Source organism: Streptomyces sp. NPDC002690, from assembly GCF_053592415.1.
Window position 1 is genome coordinate 1 of sequence record NZ_JBSFVR010000682.1, and the last position, 1,730, is coordinate 1,730.

The following is a 1,730-nucleotide window of genomic DNA, read 5'->3' on the forward strand; positions in this document are numbered from 1 at the left end:
TCCTCCCTCGCACACAAGGCAATCGGTTACGGCATGCCGGGCGTACGGGTCGACGGAAACGACGTCCTCGCCTGCCGGTTTGTGACCGAACAGGCCGCCGCCCGGGCCAGGTCGGGCGGCGGACCGACCCTCATCGAAGCGGTCACCTACCGGCTCGCTCCCCACACCACCTCCGACGACCCGACCCGGTACCGCACGCAGGACGAGGTGGACCACTGGGAGCGGCTCGACCCGTTGCCCCGCTACCGGCGCTACCTCACACACCGGGGCCTGTGGCACGAGGAGGTCGAGGAGCGCGCACGGGACAAGGGGGCCCGGATGTGCGCCGAGTTGCGGGACGGCGTGTTCGACGCTCCCGACGTGCCGCCCACCGAGTTGTTCGCCCACGTACTGCACGAGCCGACGAAGGATCTGCTGGAGCAGTCCGGGCAGCTGCTCGCCGAACTGTCCCGGAAGGAGTGAGCCGTGGCTGCGACCATGGTGGAAGCGATCAACACGGCGCTGCGCGAGGCCATGGCGGAGGACGAGCGGGTCCTCGTCTTCGGGCAGGACGTGGCGCGCCAGGGCGGAGTCTTCCGGGTGACCGAGGGCCTCGCCGAGAGCTTCGGCTCTCAGCGCTGCTTCGACACACCGCTCGCCGAGTCGGCGATCGTCGGAGTGGCCCTGGGCATGGCGATGCGGGGACTGCGTCCGGTGCCCGAGATCCAGTTCGACGGGTTCACCTATCCCGCACTGGACCAGATCGTCAGCCACCTGGCCAAGTACCGCAACCGCACCCGCGGGCAGCTCTCGGTGCCCGTGACCCTGCGCGTCCCGTCCTTCGGCGGCATCGGCGCGGTGGAACACCACTCGGAGTCCACCGAGTCGTTCTGGGTGCACACGGCGGGGCTGCGGGTGGTGACGCCCGCGACGGCTGCGGACGCCCATGCCCTGCTTCGGCAGTCCATCGACTGTGACGACCCGGTGATCTTCCTGGAGCCCAAGCGGCGCTACTGGCAGAGAGGTGACGAGACGGCCGAGGCGCCGGCGGCGCGTCTGGACCAGGCCCTGGTCCGCCGCAGCGGTACGGACGTCACGGTGGTCGCCTACGGCGGCACCGTCGGCACCGCGCTCGAGGCCGCGGAGACCGCCCGGCGCGAGTACGGCTGGGAGCTGGAAGTGGTCGACCTGCGCTCCCTGGCCCCCCTCGACTTCCCTGCGATCGCCGCCTCGGTGACCCGCACCGGGCGCTGCGTCGTGCTGCACGAGGGCCCGCGCACCCTGGGACTGGGAGCGGAGATCGCGGCCAGGGTGCAGGAGGAACTGTTCTGGGACCTGGAGGCCCCCGTGCTGAGGGTCACGGGATTCGATACTCCGTATCCACCCGCACGATGGGAGAAGGCATGGCTTCCGGGCGTCGACCGGTTGCTCGACAGCATCGACCGGTCCTTCGGGTACAGCCATGACTGACGCCGCCGACCGCACGATCCGGGAGTTCCTCGTGCCCGACTTGGGCGAGGGGCTGCTCGACGCGACCATCGTCGAATGGCTGGTGGTGCCGGGGGACACCGTCACCGTCAACCAGCCGCTGTGCGTCCTGGAGACGGCCAAGGCCGAGGTGGAGATCCCGTCCCCGTACGCCGGGACCGTCGTGGAACGGCGTGGTGAGCCGGGACGGACCCTGCTGGTGGGCACACCGCTGATCTTCATCGACAGCGGGGCGCCCGCGGGGACCGGCAGGGGACCGGGCG

The 1,730-nt window shown here is 70.8% G+C and carries 3 protein-coding genes; all 3 read left to right on the forward strand.

Annotation, left to right across the window (positions count from 1 at the left end; translation table 11 throughout):
* The coding region (locus ACWD3D_RS36665) for a thiamine pyrophosphate-dependent enzyme (protein ID WP_451464970.1) at positions 1-462 on the forward strand (462 nt) is incomplete at its 5' end.
* A gap of 3 nt (positions 463-465) precedes the next feature.
* The gene (locus ACWD3D_RS36670; protein WP_451464971.1) at positions 466-1,449 is read left to right on the forward strand and encodes an alpha-ketoacid dehydrogenase subunit beta; all 984 of its coding nucleotides are present in this window, start codon (positions 466-468) and stop codon (positions 1,447-1,449) included.
* Positions 1,442-1,730: biotin/lipoyl-containing protein (locus ACWD3D_RS36675; RefSeq protein WP_451464972.1), on the forward strand; the 289-nt coding region annotated here is incomplete at its 3' end. The genes ACWD3D_RS36670 and ACWD3D_RS36675, both read left to right, overlap by 8 nt.